The 22,504-nt window shown below is 56.6% G+C and carries 19 protein-coding genes; 5 read left to right on the top strand and 14 right to left on the bottom strand.

What is annotated here, in order from left to right:
* Nucleotide 1: 1 nt before the first annotated feature.
* From ACOTX4_RS03025 to ACOTX4_RS03060, 8 genes are read right to left on the bottom strand one after another with little or no spacing between them, the layout of a single operon-like run.
* Nucleotides 2-427, bottom strand: a complete 426-nt coding sequence (locus tag ACOTX4_RS03025) for a hypothetical protein (protein WP_063938188.1) — start codon at nucleotides 425-427, stop codon at nucleotides 2-4.
* Between the two features lie 35 nt (nucleotides 428-462).
* On the bottom strand, nucleotides 463-2,661 hold the full coding sequence (locus ACOTX4_RS03030; RefSeq protein WP_048209494.1) for a glycoside hydrolase family 2 protein: 2,199 nt from the start codon (nucleotides 2,659-2,661) through the stop codon (nucleotides 463-465).
* Nucleotides 2,630-5,338, bottom strand: coding sequence for a hybrid sensor histidine kinase/response regulator (locus ACOTX4_RS03035; RefSeq protein ID WP_063938190.1), 2,709 nt, complete (start codon nucleotides 5,336-5,338; stop codon nucleotides 2,630-2,632). Before ACOTX4_RS03035 ends, ACOTX4_RS03030 begins: the two co-directional genes overlap by 32 nt.
* Nucleotides 5,339-5,340: 2 nt before the next feature.
* A complete protein-coding gene (locus ACOTX4_RS03040; protein WP_022651691.1) occupies nucleotides 5,341-5,775 on the bottom strand; it encodes a globin in 435 nt (144 codons plus the stop codon).
* On the bottom strand, nucleotides 5,772-7,166 hold the full coding sequence (locus ACOTX4_RS03045) for a DUF3131 domain-containing protein (RefSeq protein ID WP_063938192.1): 1,395 nt from the start codon (nucleotides 7,164-7,166) through the stop codon (nucleotides 5,772-5,774). The genes ACOTX4_RS03040 and ACOTX4_RS03045 overlap by 4 nt, the downstream gene beginning before the upstream one ends.
* Nucleotides 7,151-8,698 carry a DUF3131 domain-containing protein gene (locus ACOTX4_RS03050; RefSeq protein WP_045335651.1) on the bottom strand — a complete coding sequence of 516 codons (1,548 nt, stop codon included), beginning with the start codon at nucleotides 8,696-8,698 and terminating at the stop codon, nucleotides 7,151-7,153. The genes ACOTX4_RS03045 and ACOTX4_RS03050 overlap by 16 nt, the downstream gene beginning before the upstream one ends.
* A complete protein-coding gene (locus tag ACOTX4_RS03055) occupies nucleotides 8,695-10,026 on the bottom strand; it encodes a DUF3131 domain-containing protein (protein WP_063938195.1) in 1,332 nt (443 codons plus the stop codon). The genes ACOTX4_RS03050 and ACOTX4_RS03055 overlap by 4 nt, the downstream gene beginning before the upstream one ends.
* The gene (locus tag ACOTX4_RS03060) at nucleotides 10,023-11,837 is read right to left on the bottom strand and encodes a glycosyltransferase family 2 protein (protein WP_023323634.1); all 1,815 of its coding nucleotides are present in this window, start codon (nucleotides 11,835-11,837) and stop codon (nucleotides 10,023-10,025) included. The genes ACOTX4_RS03055 and ACOTX4_RS03060 overlap by 4 nt, the downstream gene beginning before the upstream one ends.
* Nucleotides 11,838-12,119: 282 nt before the next feature.
* Between ACOTX4_RS03060 and opgC the strand changes: the two genes are divergently transcribed.
* The 5 genes from opgC to ACOTX4_RS03085 are packed head-to-tail and all read left to right on the top strand — an operon-like array spanning nucleotide 12,120 to nucleotide 16,225.
* Nucleotides 12,120-13,337: an OpgC domain-containing protein gene (opgC, locus tag ACOTX4_RS03065; RefSeq protein ID WP_003862253.1), complete on the top strand. Its 1,218-nt coding sequence runs from the start codon at nucleotides 12,120-12,122 to the stop codon at nucleotides 13,335-13,337.
* Between the two features lie 10 nt (nucleotides 13,338-13,347).
* Nucleotides 13,348-14,247, top strand: a complete 900-nt coding sequence (locus ACOTX4_RS03070) for a hypothetical protein (protein ID WP_058647809.1) — start codon at nucleotides 13,348-13,350, stop codon at nucleotides 14,245-14,247.
* An 8-nt stretch (nucleotides 14,248-14,255) separates the two neighbouring features.
* Nucleotides 14,256-15,470, top strand: a complete 1,215-nt coding sequence (locus tag ACOTX4_RS03075) for a PP2C family protein-serine/threonine phosphatase (RefSeq protein ID WP_032609966.1) — start codon at nucleotides 14,256-14,258, stop codon at nucleotides 15,468-15,470.
* Nucleotides 15,460-15,798 (top strand): STAS domain-containing protein, encoded by a 339-nt coding sequence (locus ACOTX4_RS03080; protein ID WP_003862258.1) that lies wholly within the window; start codon nucleotides 15,460-15,462, stop codon nucleotides 15,796-15,798. Before ACOTX4_RS03075 ends, ACOTX4_RS03080 begins: the two co-directional genes overlap by 11 nt.
* A gap of 7 nt (nucleotides 15,799-15,805) precedes the next feature.
* Complete coding sequence (locus ACOTX4_RS03085) at nucleotides 15,806-16,225, top strand: ATP-binding protein (RefSeq protein WP_080337577.1); 420 nt, start codon at nucleotides 15,806-15,808, stop codon at nucleotides 16,223-16,225.
* Nucleotides 16,226-16,325: 100 nt separating this feature from the next.
* Here ACOTX4_RS03085 and ACOTX4_RS03090 read toward each other — a convergent pair whose 3' ends face one another.
* The 6 genes from ACOTX4_RS03090 to ACOTX4_RS03115 form a co-directional block, all read right to left on the bottom strand.
* Nucleotides 16,326-17,501 carry a hypothetical protein gene (locus ACOTX4_RS03090; RefSeq protein WP_063938333.1) on the bottom strand — a complete coding sequence of 392 codons (1,176 nt, stop codon included), beginning with the start codon at nucleotides 17,499-17,501 and terminating at the stop codon, nucleotides 16,326-16,328.
* An 11-nt stretch (nucleotides 17,502-17,512) separates the two neighbouring features.
* The gene (locus ACOTX4_RS03095; protein ID WP_022651683.1) at nucleotides 17,513-18,304 is read right to left on the bottom strand and encodes an HpcH/HpaI aldolase family protein; all 792 of its coding nucleotides are present in this window, start codon (nucleotides 18,302-18,304) and stop codon (nucleotides 17,513-17,515) included.
* The gene (locus tag ACOTX4_RS03100) at nucleotides 18,286-19,029 is read right to left on the bottom strand and encodes an alpha/beta fold hydrolase (protein WP_003862268.1); all 744 of its coding nucleotides are present in this window, start codon (nucleotides 19,027-19,029) and stop codon (nucleotides 18,286-18,288) included. Before ACOTX4_RS03100 ends, ACOTX4_RS03095 begins: the two co-directional genes overlap by 19 nt.
* Before the next feature lie 8 nt (nucleotides 19,030-19,037).
* On the bottom strand, nucleotides 19,038-19,802 hold the full coding sequence (locus ACOTX4_RS03105) for an SDR family NAD(P)-dependent oxidoreductase (protein ID WP_045335646.1): 765 nt from the start codon (nucleotides 19,800-19,802) through the stop codon (nucleotides 19,038-19,040).
* A 3-nt stretch (nucleotides 19,803-19,805) separates the two neighbouring features.
* A complete protein-coding gene (gene hisD, locus ACOTX4_RS03110; RefSeq protein WP_063938331.1) occupies nucleotides 19,806-21,128 on the bottom strand; it encodes a histidinol dehydrogenase in 1,323 nt (440 codons plus the stop codon).
* A 75-nt stretch (nucleotides 21,129-21,203) separates the two neighbouring features.
* Nucleotides 21,204-22,442: an MFS transporter gene (locus ACOTX4_RS03115; RefSeq protein WP_058647803.1), complete on the bottom strand. Its 1,239-nt coding sequence runs from the start codon at nucleotides 22,440-22,442 to the stop codon at nucleotides 21,204-21,206.
* Between the last annotated feature and the right edge of the window lie 62 nt (nucleotides 22,443-22,504).

Below are 22,504 nucleotides of genomic sequence, written 5' to 3' on the forward strand. Positions count from 1 at the left end.
CTTACCACGGCTGTTCGGGCGGCATAATAAACAGCTCAGCCACGTTCACATGTTCCGGTTCCTGCAACACGTAAGGAATCGAGTCGGCGGCATCATCGGCTTTCAGGAACGTCATCTTCTCCTTCAGCTGTTCCATCTGTGCACGATAATTTTTGTCACTGATATGCTCGAATAATTCACTTTCAACGGCACCCGGCTGAAGCGAGGTGACGCAAATGTTGAACTGAGGCGCCAGCTCCACGGACGGGGGGGTTATATGCCGCTGCCAATGGTCGAGGAAGATTTCGCAGCGGGAAAACGGGTTACGCTGAACGTGCAGATGCAGCCCGACGTCGGGACCGGTTTTTCCATGCGGGCAGTGCACCTGGAAGAACATCCGCCCGGCCAGGCCAGATGCTGGTTCGTTAACACGCTGAAAGGCTGACATGCCGGGTATCAATAGCATCGTTGGGTAGCCAGCATTCATTGCTCAGGAGGGCTTTCCACTCTCTCATTGCGCTGGTTGGAACCCACGGTGTTACCGGCGCGATCCGAAATCTCATACTCAATGGTAACGTTATGCCTGGTGGTCGGTGTGACGGTGATGTCCTTGATCCTGCTGCCCGAATCGGGGGGAAGCGTGAGGCTTGTATTGCCTTTAGCCAGCACCCGACCATTTTGCTTCACCTGCCACTTCAGACGACACGCCTCACAGGCGGACCAGGTGTCATTGATCGCCCACAGGCGAACCGTTGCTTCGCTTCCCTGACGCCACACCGCCGTCACGGGTTCAATCGACGGCAGAATGGGCTGATAGGCTTTTTGCAGGGCGTAGTAGCCCGCTTTCGGCTTACGCAGATAATCCACGACGCCCCAGTTGATGGAGGGCCAGGTTTCTACAAACATAAAGTGGAAGAGGGCAGTTACCGGCTGGTAGCGCTGCCGACGATAGCTCTCTGCCGCCATTGCCACCAGCTCTGCCTGGTAACGCTGGGTGTTGGCAATCATCTCCTGAATGGTATTGCCCCGCGGAATATTGGCAAATTTAAAGGTCTGGAAGGGCTGGAAGTTATGGTATTTCCAGTGCGTCCAGCCGGGATCGTCGGCGGCGGTGCTTTTCGGCCACATCAGGCGGGCGGGAATGATGGTTTTCAAGGTTGAGAGTCGCGGTAGCGCCTGAGCGCCAAACTCCGTGATGATCGCGGTTTTGGCGGGGCCAAGAAGATCGCGCATGGTGCCAAAGTACCATCCGGCCCAGTAGTGTTCTTCCACCGCAGAAAAACGATGCACTATGCGCGAGGTATCTTGCGAAAGCGCGTCTCCGACGCGTTTCGTCAGCGTCTGGTTCAGGTTTTTATTCCAGTCGGGAAAGCGTTTTTCCATCCACGGTGAATTCCATGGCGGCTCGTTATGACCGCCCCAGACGATAATGGCCGGGGAATTACCAAACTGTTCAACCATCTCGCGGGTCTGTCGCGCGGCATTATCCGCGAAGGCGTCGCTGTTATTGTAACCCCATTGCAGGGGGACATCCTGCCAGATCATCAGCCCCATTTCGTCAGCCACATCGTAAAGTGCCCGGCCTGCCACATGCGAGTGAACGCGTATCGCGTTGGCGTTCATTGCCTGCACCAGCCTGAAATCGCGGCGATATTTTTTGCGTGTCATGGTGCTAAGCCACGGGGAGCCGATGTAATTACTCCCTTTGATAAACAGGCGTTTGTCATTAAAGAGCCAGCCCTTGTTGTCAGGCTGCTTCACTATCTTGCGTAACCCGGTACGGGCAACTGCGGTATCCATCACTCCTTGCTTATCCGTCAGGGTTGCGCGCACTCGGTACAGGTTTGGCCTGCCATAGCCCACTGGCCACCAGAGCCTGGCGCCTTGCATTGGCAGCGTGACGCGAAGCGATTGCGGCTTTCCGTCCGTTCTCGCAAGGTTTACAGGGAATTTCTGCTTTACAGGCGGGCCCGTAAAATTGTCTGGCGTGGCCGACAGGCGCAAAGTTACGTCACCGGCAGACAACGCCCGGTAGCGGATCTCGGCGTGCAGCGCTGGTTTGCTCAGCCCTTCACGCCAGTCCGGACGCAGTATTACCTCGTCGATGGTCACTCCGCGGCTCAAATGTAGCTTTACCGGCGACCAGATCCCCCCGGAGTTGGCATCCTGGCCGTCCTCTGACCAGGCCCCGCCAGGGCGGGTATCGTGCTGGTTAAGTACGCCTTTAACCATCGTTTTATGCAGCGGCCAGATTGTTTTCGGATCTTCCCAGGGACTGTCCACCCGCACGGCGAGCTTATTGTGTCGCTGCAAAGCATCGCTTATGTCTACCGAGAAGCGCTGAAAATACCCCTCGTGATGGGCAAGATGCCTGCCGTTGAGCGTGACGTCGGCAAAATAGTCCACGCCATCAAAGACCAGGGTGGCCATGGTATCGGGCGCGCGCCTGGGCAGGGTAAATTCGTGCCGATACCAGAGGGCACCCTGATGATCGTATCCGGCGCTGTACCAGTTGGCCGGAACCGCAATCGATCGCCAGTCGCGGTCAGGCGCGCTGGCGCCATCAAAGGTGCTGAGGTTGGCGTCATGCACGCGCCACATTCCGGCCAGTGACCAGGTGACGGGCTGGCTGGCCTGGGCCAGCAGAGGGCTAATTGCCAGCAGCAGAAGAAGCCTGATCATCTTTAACCTCCTGTGCTCTGCGGCGCAGCCAGGCCGCAGAGCGTCTGGCCTCCTCGATAAGCTCGCCATGTAAAACGCTCAGCCCCGTCTGGTTCAGCGAGACCGCCTGACTCTCCAATTGCTGGAGCACTTCTGAAAGACGAATGAAACCGAGGGTGACGGCTTCGCCGCGAAGCTTATGAGCGGCTCGCCGCAGGGCATCGCGGTCATTATGCGCAATGTTCAGCGCCATGGCTGCCACCGCCTCGTCAAGACCGTTGCCGAACAGCGCCAGCAATTCATTAACCAGTTCAGGATCGTCCGCGCACTGTTTTAACAGCTGTGCCTCATCCGGCAGACCCTTATCTTCTCCGGCGAGAACATGGGCTATCTCCTCCCTGAGCGCCTCCTGACTTACCGGCTTGGCAATATAGCCGTCGAAGCCCATTGCCAGACAGCGCGCCTTGTCACCCTGCATGGCATGGGCGGTCATCGCGATGGCGGGCTGGTGGCTACGCCCCCGCGTCAGTGTCTCCTCACGAAGCAGGCGAATGGCCGTTTCACCGTCCATTTCTGGCATTTGCAAGTCAACCAACATCAAATCCCAGGACTGTTCACGCCAGCGTTCGAGGGCCTCCCGGCCATTGGATACCACTTCGCAACGGTGGCCGAGCAGCTCCAGCAGGCGTCTGGCGACTTTCTGATTCACCAGGTTGTCCTCGGCCAGCAGGATTCGCAGACTGGCCTGCGCAGTAACGGGCGCAGTAACGGGCGCAGAAGCGGGCACAGCCGTGGGAGAGGCAAGGGGAGCGGGTGCCAGGACGCTGGCTATGGTTTGATAGAGTTCACGTTGGGCAACCGGCTTATGCAAATAGTGGGCAACCCCGATGCGCTTGAGCATATTGGCATCGAAATGGCGGCTCATGGAACTGAGCATAATGATGTGGCTTTGCTCGGCCTGCGGCATAACAGAGAGCTCAATGGCCAGCGATACACCGTCCATATCCGGCATCTGGGCATCCAGCAGGATCAGCGGCCAGTATCCCCTTTTTGCGGTCAGGCTTAACGCTTCCCCGGCGTTGTTAACACAGGTCGGTGTCAGACCCATCTGGCGAAGCATGGTGTCCAGCAGCCGCAGGTTGGTACTGTTGTCGTCTACCACCAGTACCGATTCGCCGTTAAAGCGTGCTACAGGAGCATCGGTTGCTGAGACAGCCAACTGACCTTCCAGTGGCAACGTAAAAGCAAATTCGCTGCCTTCACCCGGCTCGCTCTGAACCGTTAGCTCTCCGCCCATCAGACTTACCAGGCGGGCAGAAATGGTCAGCCCGAGGCCAGTACCGCCGTAGCGGCGGGTGGTAGAGCTATCGGCCTGGCTGAACGCCTCGAAAATGGCTTTTTGTTTCTCCATCGGGATGCCAATGCCGCTGTCGCGTATGCGAAAACGCCAGTGCCCTTCACTTTCTGTAGGCTCTATTGCCAGCATAACCTCACCGTGATGGGTGAACTTCAGCGCGTTGCCCAGGAGATTAGTCAGAATTTGACGTAGTCGGGGACCATCAACGATGAGCACTTCCGGCACCCCCGGAGCGATATCCACCAGCAGTTCAATGCCTTTTTCGCTGGCGGAGGGCATATGCGGGCGGATGAGCGACTGCACAAAGGGGCGGATTTCCAGCGGCTCTGTATCGACGGTCATCTTACCTGACTCAATGCGTGAGAAATCGAGAATGTCATTGATGATATGCAGCAGTGACTGCGCTGAACTCATCACCAGAGAAAGATATTCACGCTGTTCGGGGGTGAGCTGTGTATCGAGGCAGAGCTGAGTCATGCCCAGAATGCCGTTCATCGGGGTGCGAATTTCGTGGCTCATGTTGGCGAGAAATGCACTCTTCGCCTCGTTGGCCTCCCGGGCCACTTTCGCCGCTTCAATGGCTAACAACTCGGCCTCCTTGCGGCGGGTGATGTCCTGTAGGGTGCCGATCACCCGTTCGGCCTGCTGCTGCATACTGAGGGTGACCACCTGTCCCGAAACCAGCATCCAGCGCCAGCCCTGCGTCGCGTGTTGCACGCGAATCTCACTTTCAAACACCGGCATGTGCTCCTGCCTGGAGGCTATCATCGCGTTGCGCAGGACGGCACGATCCTCTTCATGGACCAGATTCAGTAAAAAGCGCAGCGGGTAGTGCAGCTGCGTACGCGACTGACCCACCATCGCCAGCAACGTATCGTTCACCTCCAGGCTGTCGTGAGAGACCTGCCAGTTCCAGATGCCGATCTGAATGGACTCTGCGGTCAGTAAAAAATCATCGTGCAGCTGCTGGCGCGAGCGCTGGGCGTCGTCAAGCTCGGTAATATCGGTATGCAGGCTGAGAATGCCGCCATCGGCGAGACGCTGATGCTGCACGTAGAGCCGCCGGTTTCCCGACTGCCGCACCTCTCGATGGCTTGACTGACGGCAGTTGCGAACGATCGCTTCACGCAGGGTCCGGCGGCGGGTGGAGTCGATGTTATAACCCGCATCAATAAATTTCTCCGCCAGGCTCTCGAGGGAAGCGCCGGCGATCAGCCAGGGGGCGATCACCGGGTAAAAGCGCGATATCTGGTCATTCCAGGCCAGCAGATGCTCGGCGGGATCGTAAATCATCACCCCCACAGGCAGCGCGTTGAGATCGAAACGGGATGTGGCTCGCATGGTTACTCACCTCTGGCCTTATAATGCAGCTCCGCCTGGCGGCGCAGATATTCCAGCCCGGGGGCAATTGCCATCGCCCAGGCTGTGAGGATCTCTTCATCGCAAAGTGGATCGCAGGCGCGCACGGTCCTGAGCATTGCCTCCCGCCAGAGGCCGAAAAATCGCGGTGGCAGGCCTAGTCCTTCATCACTCTGCTCCCGCGCCAGGCGTTCCAGAAAATCGGGTACAAACAGCGCACCGTCAACGGCAAGCATGGCGAAAAAGCTCTTGAAGATCGTCTGCTGGCCATCTCCGCCCTGGTCCCGGGCAAAGTGCTGTTCTGTCTCCGGTGACATATGGACAAACGTTTCCCAGAACGTTTCAAAAAAGTGCCGTTTATCATTCTCCGGCAGGACGCGGTTCAGGCTGGCGTCAAAGAGATCGCGATAAAATTTCATGGTGCGGCCCTCAAGGCACGTTCGCCGGGCAGGCAGAGGCCGGGCGGATTGAAAGGATCCGACGTGCGGCGGGCAAAATAGCCATCATTCTTCACAAGGCCGTTTTCAAACAGCGGTCCGGCGTTGTGTTTGTACAGCAGCGCTTCCAGCACCATGGCGTTCGTCGAGAGGGTTAGCGTCGGGTTGATATCGCCGGTGGCCTCAACGCGGCCCTCAAACCAGCCCTGTTGCGGGTTATTCAGGTGTCGGGTTATAGCCATCAGGGCATCGGTATATTCGTTTTCCCACAGCGTCCAGAGCATGAAGACCGCTTTGGTGGTCACCTGTGCCAGCCGGGGATAGCTTTTACCGTCATCGCCCAACGTATTCCAGGCGTAACCATTCCCCCAGACGGTGTCCTCGACGTGCCATGGTGCCTGAGAGAGGTAAAAATCGGCGCGTGCGGTGAGTATGCCGTCGTGCTCCCAGCGCGTTTTTTGGCTGAGCCATACTCCTTCGGCCCGGGAGCGCAGCCTTTTTTGAATATCGACGGCCACTCCGGGGGCCTGCCAGCCAAACTCCAGACCCGGGAGCATCGCGGGGAGGGTGGAGAGCAGCGATGGCTGCCAGGTTGTTCTTGGATCGCGCGCGTCAACGGCGAGGCTGCGCTGGTACATGATGACGTTCTGGGAAGGCGGGGAAAATGCCTTGCCCGCCGGGAATCCCCACAGCCGAAACGCGCTGGCGGCATATTCGCTTTCACCCAGCCGCAGTTCGTCGCGTACCAACAGCTGTTCGTTCTGCTCGGACGCAGACCACAGCTCCCCGTCTTTATCCATCACCGGACAAAAATTCCAGCGCAGGATGATTTTTTCCAGATATTCGCGGTACTCAGGTGCTCGCTCGGCAGTGAGACGCAGGGCCAGCATCAGCCGCGCCATATCTTTCGCCGACCATCCGCGCTGCGCCGGTTTTCCTGTGAAATCGATGGGCGTGGCCGTACGGCTGGAATAGAGTCTGCCTGGCGTGCGGGTTTCGGTCAGCGTCAGGCGATTGAGTGTTCCGAGCAGGCGCGTCAGCCGTGCATCAAACTCGGCCGCCTGGATCAGACCCAGCTCGCGGGCTGCCAGCAGGGCGATAAGCGTATCGCCCATTTGCCACAGCGTAACGCGTGGCTGTTTATCGCTACCGTTGACCAGCCCTGTCTGAGGTTGGGTGTTATTCTCAAAATAGCGCCAGGCGATACCCGCCCACTCCCGCTCCTGTGGGGTCAGGCTACTGATGCGAGCGGTGGTGTGCCAGCCGCCTTTGGTCAGCCAGCGCCACCCTGCGCTTTCGCAGCTGAACAGGGCGAAGGCGATAATAAGAATGAGGACGGCGGCAGCCAGCCAGCGGGCTAAGGTCTTAAGCATTGTGCGGTCACCGGCGGCAGTTTCACAGGCTCGTCCGTATTACAGGTAGCACATTGACAGGCCTGGCAAGCGGGTTTGGTGCGCAGAGTGGTCCCGGTTTGTTCACACCATGTCTTCACTGCGGGCGTACTGTTCAGGAATGGACGGTTGCGCGAGGCATTATTAGGCTCAAAGAGATCCACCAGCTTTTTTTCCCACAGGGAAGGGGCAAAGTGGGGATCTTTGGGATTATCGCTGTTGAACTGCATCAGCTTGCCCTCTTTTTTGAACAGCAATGCTTCAAGCATGATGCCGTTGTTATTGGCCGTGAATTCTTTGATGGGGCCGTCGCCGTTTTCGTACAGCCCTTCATAGTAGCCTTTGCCCGCCTCGTTGGCGTTTTCAATGGCGTCCAGCAGGCGGTCGGTATAAGGCGAATTCCAGAGAACCCACATCCCGAGCGCCGCTTTCAGAGAGACGGCGGCCGTATTGGGAACGTACACGCCTTTATCGGTGATGGTGTTCCAGTTGAAGCCGTCGCTAAAGACGGTGTCGTAGACGAAGTAGGGTGACTGATCGAGTTGATGCTCAGAGCGAGCAGATAAAATACCGGTGATGGCGTAGCGATTCTCCTGAGCCTGGTAAACCCTGTCGGCGAAGTTTTTCATCCACGGATGGGTGTAGTCACGCGGGCTGTTTTCCCTGTCCGTCGGTTTGTCGAAACCAAATTCGAGGCCGTAAAGCACATAGGATTCGGTTACGACGTAATTATGCTGGCTGGTAAGGCGCGGATCGCGCGAGTCATAAGGCACCATTACGCAGTAGATCTCAGCCAGCTCGTAGGGCTGAGGCTGGCTGGCCTGACAGGTGCCAAAGCCCCACAGCGCAAAGCCCGCTGCACCATACTCTTCGTAGCCCAGCCGCCCCTCCTGCACGTACTTTGGCTGGCCATTTTCCAGGTAGGCTCCGTACATCATTCCACAGGGGTTGATGACGTTGGTGAAGTTCCATCCCAGCAGCACGTTATCAATGCTGTTGCTGTATTCCGGATAGCGCTCCTTAATGACCTTCAGCCAGATCAACATCCTGCCGATGTCCAGCGCCGAGAAGCCAATCTCGCCAGGTTTGTTCTGGTAGTTAACCTTCTGACCTGTGATGGTGTTATAGGCTTTATTGGGCAGTTCGTTGCGGAATAAATCCAGTTTGTTCAGGGTAGCGAGTAATTTCAGCATTCTGCGATCGAACTCAGCTTTATCAATAATCCCCAGCTCCCTTGCGGCCGTCATCGCGGCCATATAAGAGGCGCTGTCCCACATAGTGGTTGAGGGGTATTTATTAACGGCATTTACCAGGCCGGTTGTGGGCTGATAGTTAGCAACGAAATATTGCCAGGCGTTTTTGGCAATAGTCATCTCGCGAGGCGTGAGTTCGCCGCTACGCGGTGGGTAATCAGAAGCGGGAAGTCCAGCCGCTGCCTGTGCCGCAGAGAGTGAGAGCCAGCACGCCACAAGCCCGGCCAGAAGAGGAAAAAAGAGTATTGATTTCAGCTTCATGGCTTCGCTCCTGCTGAAGAGGTTTGGGGAGTGGCGGGGCCAGGGCAGGCCAGACAAAGCATCTGACCGTGGGCAATGTACGCCAGGCTTTCGAGGACGACCGCATTGGTATCGGCATCAACGATCTCGTTCACGCTGCTGTTGAGGTTAAGCCCGCGCTGCCAGCCCTTGCCCGGTACCTGTAGCTTTTGCACCTGCTGGCGCAGTGCTTCGCTCCAGCCGTTGCGGAACAGGGCGTACCAGGCAAAGGCGGTGCGGGTCGAAGTCATCGCCGTTTGCTCCGGCGTGGCGTCAAGCAGAGCGCTATTTTGCAGCGGCTGGCGATTGGGCAGATCGTTGACGTAATCCGGCGCGGGCTCGGCGTAATCGGTGCTGATCGGCGGCTTGCGGACCCGAAGGCTATGTCGACGCTGTTGGATCTGCATTATGCGCCATGTGATTTCTGCGCTCTGCGCATCAAAACCCAGCTCAAGCCCCGTTAATAAATAGGGAAGGCTGATAAGCGAAGGTTGGCGACCCCACGGCGTACGCAGCCCCTCGTCGGGCACCATTATTCCGTCGATGTCGATCATCTGCTGCCCTTCTGGTGGATTCGTCACGGCCAGTCCCGCCGCGCTGTCGATCAGCCGAAGCGTATGGCTTGCATAAAGACGATAGCCGAAGCTGTTTCTCGGCTCGTCCGTCGCCAGCGCCCAATGGTGGAGCGGGACCGCGGCCTGGCTGGTGGTGTTATTGGCAATCAGGGCGCCCATCTTCCAGCGATCGAGCAGATTGCGTACGGCGCCAGCGTGCTGAGGATAACGCCACAGCAGCGTTTGCAGGGCGTTAAGCAGGCGGCCCATGCCGATAGCCGAGGCGTCCGGTTTGCCCAGGGTCTCAAGTGTGTCGGCATGGTAATAGGCGGCGGGCAGCCCCTGAGGATTGAGTGGAAGGCTTGCGAGGGCCGCCAGTGCGGCCGCGATGCGTTCATCAAACTCCTCGGAAGTAAGAACGTTGAGTTGCCTGGCGGCTGCAACCGCAAAAAGATAGCTGCCGGTGCTCCACAGGCTGAGCCAGGGTTCGCCGTCGTGCGCGTTGGCCAGGCCATTCGGCTGCGTGTTGTTCACATAATATTGCCAGGCCACCCGCGCCCAGATGGCTTCTTCGAATGTCAGTTCACGCGGAGCGGGCAAGGGTGGGAAATCGTTACTCAGCGATATCTCTGCGCTGCTCTCAACGCGTGTCGGCATCTGTTTTTCAACCCAGACGACAATAGCGAATCCCAGCAGAAAGCCGAGCAGAATGGTGAGGTAGCTGCGGGCTGACAAAAGTGCGTCGCGTTTTCTCATTCGCTCACCTCTTCTTCAGCCGGGGTCCACATGGCGGCGAAGATCAGCGGCAGCATGGCGGCAATGTTGACTGCACCCCAGAAGATATTGATAACGTAGCCGGACGGATCGTCAACCTGCCCACGTGCAACCTGAATACCGCCCCAAATCAGCCCCGCCAGCGTGAGCACGACGATGGCGATTTGCGGTTTCACCAGGTATAGAAACCGTCCCGTCTGCCTCTCTTTGGGGGTAACGTGGAATTTGATCTGCTCTCCGCGCAGGACTGTGTTGAGCGCGCGCAAATTCATGGAGAAGAATGAGAGATACGATGCTCTGCCATCCCAGGCTGATATTCCCCAGGTGCCGAACATAAACGCCAGCTCCGAAACAATAAAAAAGGGCAAAAAATGAAGATAAAAGGGTTCAGACCAGGCTGATACAGGCGGAATGCCGGTAAACAGGTAAACAATGGGCGATATCAGGAAAACAGTGTTCCACACGCAGGCCAGATAGGACCAGAAGGTGGTGGCGTACATCAGCGTTTGCGGCAAAGAGAGCTTAAAACGGCGGCGGCTGAAAATATTGTCATGGAACAGAATATCCAGTGAACCCGCGGCATATTTGAAGCGCTGGATCATCCACGTCAGCATATCCTGCGGTGAGAGCATTTTCGATTCGATCCGCGGGTGCATTACCGAGCGCCAGCGGCGGGCGGCATCGCCGTGGAGCAGGATGGAGGTATAAATATCTTCTGAAACGTGAAATTTATAGGGCGTGAGTTCCGTGTCGAAGGCCACGTGGGGACGCATGGCGTCCTGAAGGGTTTCACGCATGACGGGATCGCGAATGTCCCGCGTGTGGCGATCGATCTCTTCTTCTATCGTCCAGACGTAGCTGCGCAGCGCTGCCTGCATTACCGCTTCGCGCCTGTGTACAGAGGCCGCACCGCAGCAGAAGGCGGCGTTGGCCCAGTTTCGCCGTCGCAGAATGACGTCATAAAACATGCGCGGATCGTTAAAAAAGGGATCGCGGCCGATGGTTACTGGCCCGATGAACTTCTGGGCGAGCCATCCTAGCCCGTATCCCGTTTTGCCTGCTTTTCGCCCAAGCCAGCGCGCGAGGTTTTCCCCCTCCGGCAGGTCGAAGAACCACTGCGGTGTCTGAACCCAGGCCACGTCAGGGTCACGAAAGTAGCCCAGCGTGTGGCTGAGCAGAGTGGGGAAGACCCGGGTATCGGCATCGCAAATGATCAGGAAATCACCGTCGGTTTGCTCAAGTCCGTTTCGCAAGTTACCGGCCTTAAAGCCAATATTGGTCTGGCGGGAGATGTAGTTTGCGCCTTCCTGATCGCAGACGGCTTTCATCTCCGGACGCCGGCCATCATCGAGCACGTGCACCTTGTAGTCCAGCGGGCCGGGGTAATCCATCTTCATGGCGTCCCGAATTGAAAGCCTGACCAGCTCAACATCTTCTGAATAGGTTGCGATAAAAAGATCGACCTTGATGGGTCTTGAGGCTTCCGCGTCTTCGGAGCGCAGGCAATCATTGATCTCAATCGGGGGCGGATTTTGCGGCGGATCGTCTTCTTTCCACAGGTTTATGGTGAATAGCACTGTGCCGATCCAGGCCAGGGTTTCAGCCAGCACCAATGGAATGGCATACCACAGCGCGTCGGTATTTAAGGAAGCTGTCCAGCGCCAGTAAATATAATTAGCGCCTAAAATCAGCGAGGCAACCGCCAATACCTGCCATGTTAACATGACCCATCGCGGTGTCTTAAGCGGTTCAGGCGGCTGGCGATGTTCAAAACGGGTAAAATAAAAATCCATAGAGAAGGATATCCTGTTTCCACGATAGTTATTAATTACAGACCCGTTACTGACAGGGAGCGCAAAACGGAAAATAACGTCCGTAAACAAAAAGTAAAGTAAGTGTAGATGGCGGAGGAAATAATTCCAGAGAGGTTAAAACTCGATTGTTTACACGCGCTAAAATAACTGTTAACTACGCTTAATAATATTTGAAGCGTTATCAAAAATTGCCAGATGCTTTTGTTTACGCTATCTAAATAAAATACAAGAAACTTTTTAGCATGGAGAACGCGACGCCCCATGAGCCAGATTGCGCCTGTGCTTATAAATAAAGACGTTGAAAAACCAACGACATGGCGTTACATCGCGTCGGATAAACGTGATTTACGTATTGATTTTATGCGCGGTATCGCCTTAGTGATGATGGTGGTGGCGCACACGGAAGTGATGTCGATATTTAATATATTTACCTGGGAAAGGTTTGGTCTGGTCACCGGCGCTGAGGGTTTTGTGATCCTTTCAGGATTTATGCTGGGAATGTTAAACCGTGTAAGATTGCAAAAAGCAGTATTGTTGACTATATCCTGGGGACTTTATCTGCGTGCATGGAAAATATATCGGATAAATATCATCATTATTCTTTCATTTTTACTGTTAGGATATCTGCCGTTTATTAACGTCTTTGAGGTGACCCATTTTACCGATCGTTACTCAGGTACAACCTGGTCACTGTATCCGGTGACGCCCCAAATTAAAGAAACCTGGTTTAACATTGTCCTCTACCTGCAAATTGGCCCTCATCAAACGCAAATCCTTGGGCTCTATATTTTTCTTCTGCTGTTAAGCCCCCTGTTTTTGGGGATGCTCCAGAAAGGATACGTCTACTGGCTGCTGGGTTTATCGTTGCTCGTCTACGGCGGCTGGCAGATGTGGCCGGTACGCGCTACGCCGTCTCAGTTTGAATTCGCGTTTCCGCTGCTGGCCTGGCAGTTTATTTTCGTGCTGGGTATGTGCAGCGGTTGGTACAAAGAGGATTTGATCTCTTTTGCCCGTACGCCCGCCGGTAAGGTCGTGCTCGTGGCGCTGGTGATAATTGCGCTGCTTCTTGGCTTTATCGCCCAGAACCATACCAACCCGTTTATGCCGCCCGCACTGCTAATGCACAGCCTCTCGCCGGAGGACTTCAACGCTTTTTATCATACCTGGGCGGCAAAAAATGGCCTTGGGCCCGTCAGGGTACTTAACGATATCTGTCTGATGGTGACCGTCTATTTGGTGCTGACCTGGTGCTGGCTGCCCCTGTATCGCCTCGCAGGCTGGTTTCTTATTCCGCTGGGTCAACATTCGCTTTATACCTTTATTTTGCATGTCTACGTCGTATTTCTGGTAAGCCAGTTCGTCACGTTCGATCTGTGGCGCCAGGACTGGATAGTGAACACCTTCATTCACGCTGCGGCGCTGGGCGTGCTGTGGCTGATGGCGAAATATAACGTCGCCGCGCGCTGGATACCTAACTAAGGAAGGGCTGATGCGGGATAAATTTTTGCTGACCTGCGCACTGCTGTGCGTTGCCACTGGCGCAGAGTCGGCGCCGAAGGACGATGCGGATTCACTACGTGACAAGAACGGCGAGCCGGTGCAGGCTGGCGTGTTCACCAGCCGCTGGGGTCGCCTGTTCTCCGGTAATGAAGACGTCTTCTCTGGCGCGCTGAGCTTTAGTTCGGGACTAAAAGAGCAGTGGATGACTATCCCTAACAGCTCGGACACCGCAGAGCAGAAACGTAAATACAACCAGACGCTTAATCTCAGCCTGCAATACTCACCCTACAGTTACTGGTTTGCGAACGTGACATCGCGTTTGCCGGTGACGGACACCAGCCGCTACACGGCCGATTTTCGTTACAGTTTTGGCTATGATGACTGGCATGCCAACACTTTCAGCCTGGTGTACAGCAATTACGGGGATAACCGCTTCTGGACGTCAGGAAACCGTCGCCACACCTATTTTGAGCAGGGGGCCGTGACGCTGGCGTATAAATTTTCACTGCCGAAACCGATAGAGAATACGCTCCTGATTAACAAAGGCGACTCTATCATTTGCCAGATGGGCTACAGCTGGGTTCCGCGTTATTACGATCTGGACAGCAACGATATCCGCAAAAACAAGAACGTGGTATTGGGCGGGTGTGGTTATACCTTGAAGCAGCACTTCTTCGTGCGCGCCACGGCGTTCTGGTTTCCGGACAGCAGCCAGCAACAGCCCTGGAACGGCGACTACAGCTATAGTTTTGGCTATGCGGGTTATACGCCAGGTTCATTCTCTGTTCAGTATGCTAACTACTCCGGCACCCGTTACCCCGGTCACCAGAGCGGCAGCGGTAAATTCCGGGAAGGCACCGTCAGCGTCATCTGGTTCTTACCGCTTTAGGAGGGCGTATGTTGTCACAGCACGTCCTGATAGTTGAAGACTCACTGGTTTATCGTCGCCTGCTTAGCCGAATGCTGACGCAGTGGGGGTATACCGTCTACGAGGCGGAGAACGGCGTTGCCGCGCTTGAGATCCTCGAAAACCAGCCAGTCAGCCTGGTGATCAGCGACTGGGATATGCCGGAAATGGATGGCCTGACGTTGTGCCGGGAGGTTCGCAGCCGTCAGTTCGGACATTATGTTTATTTAATTTTGCTTACCGCACGCGAAGAGCCGGGCGATCTGACGGTGGGGTTTGACGCCGGTGCGGATGATTTTCTCAACAAGCCGGTCGAGCAGAGTGAGCTGCGGGCGCGATTGCACGCGGGGGCACGGGTTCTGTCCCTTGAGGCCACGCTTGCTACGCGTAATGCACGCCTCAGTGAGGCGTTAAGGCAGATAGAGCAAGACCTTGAAGTGGCGGCGCGGATCCAGCAGTCGGTTCTGCCTGCGCATCAGTTGCGTTACCGGGATTACTTTGCAGACTGGATTTTTTTGCCGTCAGCCTGGGTGTCCGGCGATATTTTCAATGTCTTCCCGCTGGACAATCACCTGGGATTCTACTGTGTAGATGTGTCGGGGCACGGCGTTGGTGCGGCGATGATGTCACTTGCCGTGGCCCGTCAGTTTCTGCATGGCAGGGCGGTAGAGCGTTTTCTGTTTGCAGACGATAGCGACGTTGCCTCCCCTGCGGAAGTCGTTCGGATCCTGAATGGTCGCTTTTGCAGCGAAGAGGTTGAGATAATGAGTTATTTCACCATGATTTACGGTGTTATCGACCTGACAACAGGTGAAGGCAAGCTTTGCCAGGCCGGGCATCCTACGCCGTTCATTGTGAACCCTGGCGGCGAGGTCAGGACGGTAGGTGAAGGCGGCGCGCCGGTAGGATTGATGCCGGATCTCAGCTGGTCAGACGTAAGCTTCTCGCTGGCGCCGGGTGAGCGCCTCTGCCTGTTTAGCGATGGCATCACCGAGTGTGAAAATCCTGACAACGAACAGTTTGGTCAGGCTCGTTTGCAGCGTCGGCTTCAGGATGACGCCACGCTCGCACTGGAACGGCTCTTACCGCAGTTTGCGCAGCATCTTATACGCTGGCGCAGCGGAAAATACCGTGAACAGCAGGCCATGGCGGACGATGTTTCCTTATTAGTGATTGAGCGTACAGGAGTAAACGATGAACATTGATACAGACCGACTGGACGACGTAAACATTATGACGCCTTCGGTGCGCCGACTGGACGCCTCGGTGGCGGCGGTATTTAAGGAAGCTATTGCCCGGGAGATTGGGGTGGATCGTAAAGCCCTGATAGTCGATTTCAGCAAAATCGATTTTATCGACAGCAGCGGCCTTGGCGCACTGGTTTCCCTGCTGAAGATGATGAATGGTAAAGGTGAAATGATGCTGTGTGCGCTGAACCCCGGTATACGCAACATGTTCACCCTGACCCGTATGGATCGCATATTTCGCATTTGCCCGGATCGCGCTACGGCACTTTCGCATCTAAATCAGTGAGTTGACTGTGGCTAACGACGTTACTTTTCCCGCCACGTTAACCTCCGTCTCGCCGCTTGCGGCATGGCTTGAGCGTCAGATGGCTTCGCTGTCCGTTAGCGATGACTGGCGCTTTGCGCTCGATCTCGCCGCCTGTGAAACGGCTACCAACATTATTCGTCATGCGCTACATGAGGATCCGGAACGTTGCTTCACCGTGGAGTTCATCGTTACCGTCTCGGACGCGGCGCTGCGTTTTACGGACGATGGCGATAAATTTCCCGCTGAACGTCTCGCGGCGGTGCGTGACGACGCGACGTTCGATGCCTCTCTTTTGGCTGAAAGCGGCAGAGGACTGAAACTCATTTTGTTGTATGTGGATAATTTCACGGTAGAAAATATTGCAGGGAAAAATATCACCGTTCTGGAGAAGAGGATGGTCGGATAATTGTGACGTTTAAGAAGGTCCGATCAGGGCTGTATGTGGGTATTCACAATGGCGCAGTGATCAATCTGCGCCAGTATCGTGATGACGAGCACAAGCCCAGTCAGGCCTCCGCCTGCCATTTTGCCAGTATCGCACCGGCCCGACGGGCCGTGGCTGGCAGGATGTCGGCATCCGCCACGTAGCCATCAGGATCGATACAGCGATTGTGTTCTCTCGCCTCGTGCAGAATCGCCTCGTCCCAGTAGAGGCGCTTACGCTGATCGCCCCGGGTCGTCAGAATAAACTCCACATTGCCATCAACCGAGCGGTAGCGGCGCCAGCTGTTTGCCGGAATGGAGATCACCGAACGTTCCGGGGCGATAATGCTGACTTCCTTACCCGCCTCGTTCCAGGTCACCTCCAGCTGGCCTTTAAAGACCATGATCACCTGAATATCCGGGCAGAGATGGCGACCGACAATGTGGTCGTCAGCAAGACGCAACCATTCGACGGAAAAACCGTGCGGGCTCAGGATAGCGGGAGCGGAATCCCGATCCTGTGAAATGCCGAAACCGATAACCGGCGCAATTTCGCCGCCGTGTCCCGGCAGCACCGAATCCAGCAGTCCCTGTGCTGACCAGCGGCGGTCATCGCCGGTTACCGCACGCTGGCGCATCTCCTCAACGCTGTAGTCACGCAGACTGGCAATATATTGCTCTGACAGCGGCGTCAGCAGCGCGGCGGGATCGGGCGTTGGTTCACCTGGCTCCTGCGCAATCAGCATATTATCCTTGCTGAGATACATACCGTATTCGCTGGCAGCCGCCAGCACTGACGGGTGCCAGATGATGCCGCCCGTGTTGTCCCCGCCGAGCACGGTAAATACCATGCCGCAGGTATCTTCTTTACTGACGTTGGTGAAACCGCGGAAGATCCAGGTCGGTATTGAGAGGATGGTGGGGGCGCTAAATTCAGCTTCATGCTCGCCGTTGGCGCCCCAGCGAAAACGCCACGTCCCTTCATGGATCAGGAACACTTCTGCGGTGAAATGCAGATGCAGGTTATTCGTCACCCCTTTTGGCATAGCCGCCGCGCCAATGTTAAAGCCGTGCGGCTCGGGAATATTGACGACCTGCTCGCTGGACTGGGTTACACCCGGGCCGATGAAGGAAAAGTTTTGTTTGAGATGCGAGCCGGGCAGCTTGCAATCAATAAAAGCAAGATTGCAGGAGACCATATCGTCGGGGGCGATTAACCGTGTTCGTGCCTGGCTCTGGGTAAGATGGATAGTTTTCATCATTTCTCCTTTTAATAACCGGATGCTCCGGTGGTAGGGATGGCGTTGCCGCGGGCGAGGGCAATGGCTTCACGTGAGGCGCGACCCAGCTGCATAACGTCGTTTGCAGGGGTAACAAACTGGAAACCCTGAGCAATACGCGCTGCCGCGGCCGCGCCGGAAGTGCAGAAAATACCGGCAATCTTTTGCTGCTGGCGGCAGCAGTGAATCACCCGCTCAATAGCAGCAAGCATTTCGGGATGTTGGGATTCGGCGCTGGCACTGCCGGTCAGCGTCAGCGAGAGATCGTTGGGGCCAATAAACACACCGTCCAGCCCTTCGGTATCAAGGATGGCGTCAAGATCCGCCAGCCCTTGGCGGGTTTCGATCATTGCCAGCGTCAGGATCTCGTCGTTGGCGTGCTGTGGATAATCGCTGCCGCCATAGAGTAGACCTCTGGCCGGACCAAAGGAGCGAACCCCCAGCGGTGGATAGCGACAGGCCGCGACAAAACGGCGAGCCTGTTCCGCGCTGGAGATCATCGGGCAGATTACGCCGTAGGCTCCTGCGTCTAATACGCGCATGATTTGCGCCGGATCGTTATCTGCCACCCGCACCAGCGGCACGGCAGGCGTGGCCGATAGCGCCTGTAGCATCGACAACGCGCTGGCAAAATCAATCATGCCGTGCTGCAAATCGACGGTGACGGCGTCGTAACCCTGATGGCCCATAATTTCCGCGCTATACCCGGAGGGGATTGCCAGCCAGCCGTTAACGATCGGGGTATTTTCCAGAAATGCGGTCTTTAAACTGTTTTTGCGCACTGTATGCACTCCGTTATCCACTGACGCAGCAGCGGCGCGATCTCATCCGGGGTTTCCAGCGGAATAAAATGCCCGCCAGCCTCCACCGTATGCCTGGTCACGTTCGCATTGCCTGCTGCCAGTAGTTGATGATGATGAGGCGTGCAGATAACGTCCTGCGCGCCGTTTAGAAGTAATGTGGGGCAGGCGAGGGCGTTAAACGCAGTCCGGTTGTCCTGCCGGTGAATGGCCATTTCCGTTTGCCCGGCAAAGGTCTCAATGCCGCACTCTTGCGCCATTCGGCAAATAGTCTCTTGCAGGATCCGATCGGACAGACGTGACGGGGCGACATAGCTCTGCCACAGCGAGGAGACCAGCCAGTCGGCCAGGCCCCGCGCCTGTGCGGTGTGTACCGCTTCCCGGCGTGAAGCGAGGGTGTCTGGCGCAACGGGCAACGGATTAACGGAAATCAGCGTCAGCCCGTTCACTCTTTCTGGCGCGTCGGCGGCCATTTGCAGCGCGACAATCGCGCCGAGCGAAAAGCCCGCCAGCAGAAAGCGCGGCGGCAGAACCTTTAATAACCGCCGTGACGCCTGCGGCGCGGACTCTGCGCCCGTCAGCGTGATGCACAGCACCGCTGAGATGTTCAGCCTTTCAATAAGGGGCTGCCAGAGCCGGGCGTTACACAGGGTGCCACCAAGCAGCACCAGCGGTAGATCGGTATTGTCCAGAAGCGGATATTCCATTGCATCCCTCACGTAGCCGTCCAGCCGCCGTCAACCATCAGGGCGCTGCCGGTGATCAGCCCGGCGGCCTCAGAGGCGAGGAACACTACCGGCCCCATAATGTCCTCCAGCCTGCCTGGCCGGCGCAGTTTGATGTTGTCCAGCACATAGCGGCGAAATGCCGGGTCGGCGAGTGACGAACGCGTCAGGTCGGTTTCAATGAAGGTCGGGCACAGCGTATTGACGCGGATCCCCGCATCGCCCAGCTCCAGCGCCATCGTTCGGGTTAACCCTTCTAGCGCGAATTTGGAAGCGCAGTACACGCTACGCTCGGGGCCGCCAACGTGTCCCATTTGCGATGAGATGTGAATAATCGCTCCTCCCTTACTGCCCGCCCGCATTCTGCGCGCCACATGCTGGCTGACAAAAAAGGTGGCGCGCAGGTTAAGCGCCATCACCGCATCGAAATTTTCCTCGTTTACCTCAAGAAACGGCTGGTGGCGGGCCAGCCCGGCACTGTTCACCAGAATGTCGGGCGTGGGCAACGTCGCCAGCACACGCTCCACCTCCTGAGCGTCGGTAATATCCAGTTCCAGCGGGTGAAATGCGAGGCTGTGTTCCGCTGCCAGACCTGCGGCATGCGCAAGCGCCTCGCGGCCCCGGGCGGCAATCCAGACCTCTGCCCCTGCCTGTGCGAGGGCGACGGCGGCAGCGAAGCCAATCCCTCTTGACCCGCCGGTCACCAGCGCGCGTTTGCCGTGCAGGGTGAAAGAGGGCGTTTGCAAAAGCGTCATGGCTTACACCTTTTCCCTGACCGGGGCCGGTGTGGCGTAGGGAACTTCCGTCTGGCCATAACGGCGCACGCGAATATTGGCCTGCTCGGCATGTCCGGCGAACCCCTCCAGGAGCGACAGACGGGAACAATATCTGCCGATTTCGGCGGTGGCTTCGTCGCTGAGGACTTTCTGGAAGGTGCAGGTTTTCATGAACTTGCCCACCCACAGGCCGCCGGTATAACGTGCGGCTTTCTGCGTGGGCAGGGTGTGGTTGGTGCCGATCACCTTATCGCCGTAGGCCACGTTAGTACGTGGTCCAAGGAACAGCGCGCCGTAATTGGTCAGGTTAGCCAGGAACCAGTCGTCCCGGTCGGTCATCACCTGAACATGTTCGGAAGCGATACGATCTGCCTCCAGCAGCATCTCTTCGTGGCTGTCGCAGACGATGATTTCCCCGTAGTCCTGCCACGACTGGCGGGCAATGTCGGCGGTAGGAAGCTTTTCCAGCAGCCGTTCCACTTCGCTGAGCGTCTCTTTGGCAAGCTGGAGCGAGTTCGTCAGCAGGATGGCAGGGGTGGTGACGCCGTGTTCGGCCTGGCCCAGCAGATCCGTGGCGCACATTTCCGCGTCAACGGTGTCATCGGCAATCACCAGCGTTTCCGTCGGACCGGCAAACAGATCGATACCTACCCGGCCGAACAGCTGTCGTTTGGCCTCCGCGACGAAGGCGTTACCGGGGCCGACCAGCATGTCGACCGGTGCCAGCGAGTCCGTGCCCAGCGCCATGGCGCCTATCGCCTGAATGCCGCCAAGGGCATAGATTTCCGTTGCGCCAGCCATTTTTTGCGCCGCGACGATCGCCGGGGCGGGCTGACCGTTAAACGGCGGGGCACAGCTGATAATTCTTGAGCACCCCGCCACGCTGGCGGTAATGATCGACATGTGCGCGGAGGCGAGCAGGGGATATTTTCCGCCAGGCACGTAACATCCCACGGCGTTAATCGGAATATTTTTATGCCCGAGAATAACGCCGGGACGCGTTTCAATTTCCAGGTCCCGCAGACATTCTTTCTGCGCGCGGGCAAAATTCGCGACCTGCTGTTGGGCGAATTCAATATCCTGAATATCCTGACGGCTTAACTGTTTTATGCAGCGGTCAATCTCCGCGGACGTCAGACGATAATCCTGACGGTCATAACGATCGAATTTAATGGATAATTCGCGAATGGCTTTATTTCCGCGTTTTTCAATATCTGCAAGTATTTGTTCAACCGTTTCTCTTATTTGCTGGTTGGCTTGCTGGCGCTCTTCGGTAGATTTACCGGTTTTTAATTTCCAGGACACTCGCTTCTCCTTACCTTTTTCAGATGTCAGTTGTCCTCCCGGCGAGCCGGGAAAGGGTATTTACTTCAGAAAGGGTTATTGATCCGGCGCGGCAGCGTACGCACCGTTTTTTAATAATTGGGCTGAGGTTTGCGTTTTACGGGCATATACCCATCGAGCGGACAGCGGCGTGGCAATAGCGGCCACAACGGAAAGGGCGGCAATCAATATATAACCGGACGACAGGTTAATATGTTGCATCATTACGCCCATCATTACCGGCCCGACAAACATGCCGCAGGAATAAATGGTCTGGAATAGCCCCATTCGCGTGGATTGTTCATCAGACGAGGTATTCACTACGCTGAGCGACATGAATGCGGCAAAGGCCATACCGAACGAGAACCCCGCCAGCGCCTGCCACAGGTAAATAACATAGATATTGCTGGTGAAGGGAATGCCGAAAGTGGATATCACCTGTAAAACGATGCCGAGCACGGCGGTTTTTACCAGCCCAAGTCGCTGATAAAACACCGAGCTGCACAGGGCGATGGCCAGCCCGTAAAAAAGAAGGTGAATGTTACCCAGCAGCGCGAGGATCCCCGCCCGGGCGCCAAGCTGCTCGGCATAGACCGGCGTCAGCGTGTCGCGGGTGGCGAAGGGCACCAGAATGACGGCGGTCGCCAGAATGCCAATAAGCCAGACGGAACGGTCGGCCAGCTGCTGGCGCGCGCCGGTAATGCAGGCTTTAAGCGTGGGGGCCTGAACCGGGTCGTGCACGTCCTGAATGCGGGTCGTCAGGATCAACGCCACCAGGGCGGAGATGCAGGAGACAAAAAAGGCGATGTTATTGGCGAAATAGTGAATCAGCACCGCGCCAATACAGTTGCCGAGAAACACGCCGATGGGCCCTGCAAGCGCCAGCAGCGCGACGGCGGCAGGGGCTTCGTTGCGACCGAAGTAACGCATGAACAGGATGTTGTACAGCACCCAGGTCGCCGCCGTGACGCCGTCTGCCGCTTTCGCCAGATACAGCGTAATGGCATTGGGTTCAAGCCAGGCAATCGGCCAGGCGATAATTGGCAGCAGCAGGCCAATCTGGATGAAGATCCTGCGGCTTTTAACCACGTCGGAAATAATGCCTAACGGGAAGCGTATCAGAAGGGTTGCCAGACCAGACGCGCCCATAATGATGCCCATGATCTGTGGCTCAATGCCCTGGTTGATCATCATGGGGGCCAGGAATGCATCAATGCTATGGATGCAGATAAAGAACAGGATGCTGATGATAAAAAAGAGCCGGGCTTCCCGACGGCGTAACAGTGCTTGAAACATGGTTTTGAACCTCTTGAGAATTAATGGGTTATAACCAGTCAGGGACGACGTTTACCGGTTCA

It is taken from the genome of Enterobacter cloacae complex sp. IR5459, assembly GCF_049238005.1.
Lineage (GTDB): Bacteria > Pseudomonadota > Gammaproteobacteria > Enterobacterales > Enterobacteriaceae > Enterobacter > Enterobacter hormaechei_C.

Bases quoted from the DNA above. Each gene is read 5' to 3' on its own strand.
- ACOTX4_RS03025 (WP_063938188.1), bottom strand. From the start codon at position 427: ATGTCAGCCTTTCAGCGTGTTAACGAACCAGCATCTGGCCTGGCCGGG.
- ACOTX4_RS03030 (WP_048209494.1), bottom strand. From the start codon at position 2,661: ATGATCAGGCTTCTTCTGCTGCTGGCAATTAGCCCTCTGCTGGCCCAG.
- ACOTX4_RS03035 (WP_063938190.1), bottom strand. From the start codon at position 5,338: ATGCGAGCCACATCCCGTTTCGATCTCAACGCGCTGCCTGTGGGGGTG.
- ACOTX4_RS03040 (WP_022651691.1), bottom strand. From the start codon at position 5,775: ATGAAATTTTATCGCGATCTCTTTGACGCCAGCCTGAACCGCGTCCTG.
- ACOTX4_RS03045 (WP_063938192.1), bottom strand. From the start codon at position 7,166: ATGCTTAAGACCTTAGCCCGCTGGCTGGCTGCCGCCGTCCTCATTCTT.
- ACOTX4_RS03050 (WP_045335651.1), bottom strand. From the start codon at position 8,698: ATGAAGCTGAAATCAATACTCTTTTTTCCTCTTCTGGCCGGGCTTGTG.
- ACOTX4_RS03055 (WP_063938195.1), bottom strand. From the start codon at position 10,026: ATGAGAAAACGCGACGCACTTTTGTCAGCCCGCAGCTACCTCACCATT.
- ACOTX4_RS03060 (WP_023323634.1), bottom strand. From the start codon at position 11,837: ATGGATTTTTATTTTACCCGTTTTGAACATCGCCAGCCGCCTGAACCG.
- opgC (WP_003862253.1), top strand. From the start codon at position 12,120: ATGAGCCAGATTGCGCCTGTGCTTATAAATAAAGACGTTGAAAAACCA.
- ACOTX4_RS03070 (WP_058647809.1), top strand. From the start codon at position 13,348: ATGCGGGATAAATTTTTGCTGACCTGCGCACTGCTGTGCGTTGCCACT.
- ACOTX4_RS03075 (WP_032609966.1), top strand. From the start codon at position 14,256: ATGTTGTCACAGCACGTCCTGATAGTTGAAGACTCACTGGTTTATCGT.
- ACOTX4_RS03080 (WP_003862258.1), top strand. From the start codon at position 15,460: ATGAACATTGATACAGACCGACTGGACGACGTAAACATTATGACGCCT.
- ACOTX4_RS03090 (WP_063938333.1), bottom strand. From the start codon at position 17,501: ATGAAAACTATCCATCTTACCCAGAGCCAGGCACGAACACGGTTAATC.
- ACOTX4_RS03100 (WP_003862268.1), bottom strand. From the start codon at position 19,029: ATGGAATATCCGCTTCTGGACAATACCGATCTACCGCTGGTGCTGCTT.
- ACOTX4_RS03105 (WP_045335646.1), bottom strand. From the start codon at position 19,802: ATGACGCTTTTGCAAACGCCCTCTTTCACCCTGCACGGCAAACGCGCG.
- ACOTX4_RS03115 (WP_058647803.1), bottom strand. From the start codon at position 22,442: ATGTTTCAAGCACTGTTACGCCGTCGGGAAGCCCGGCTCTTTTTTATC.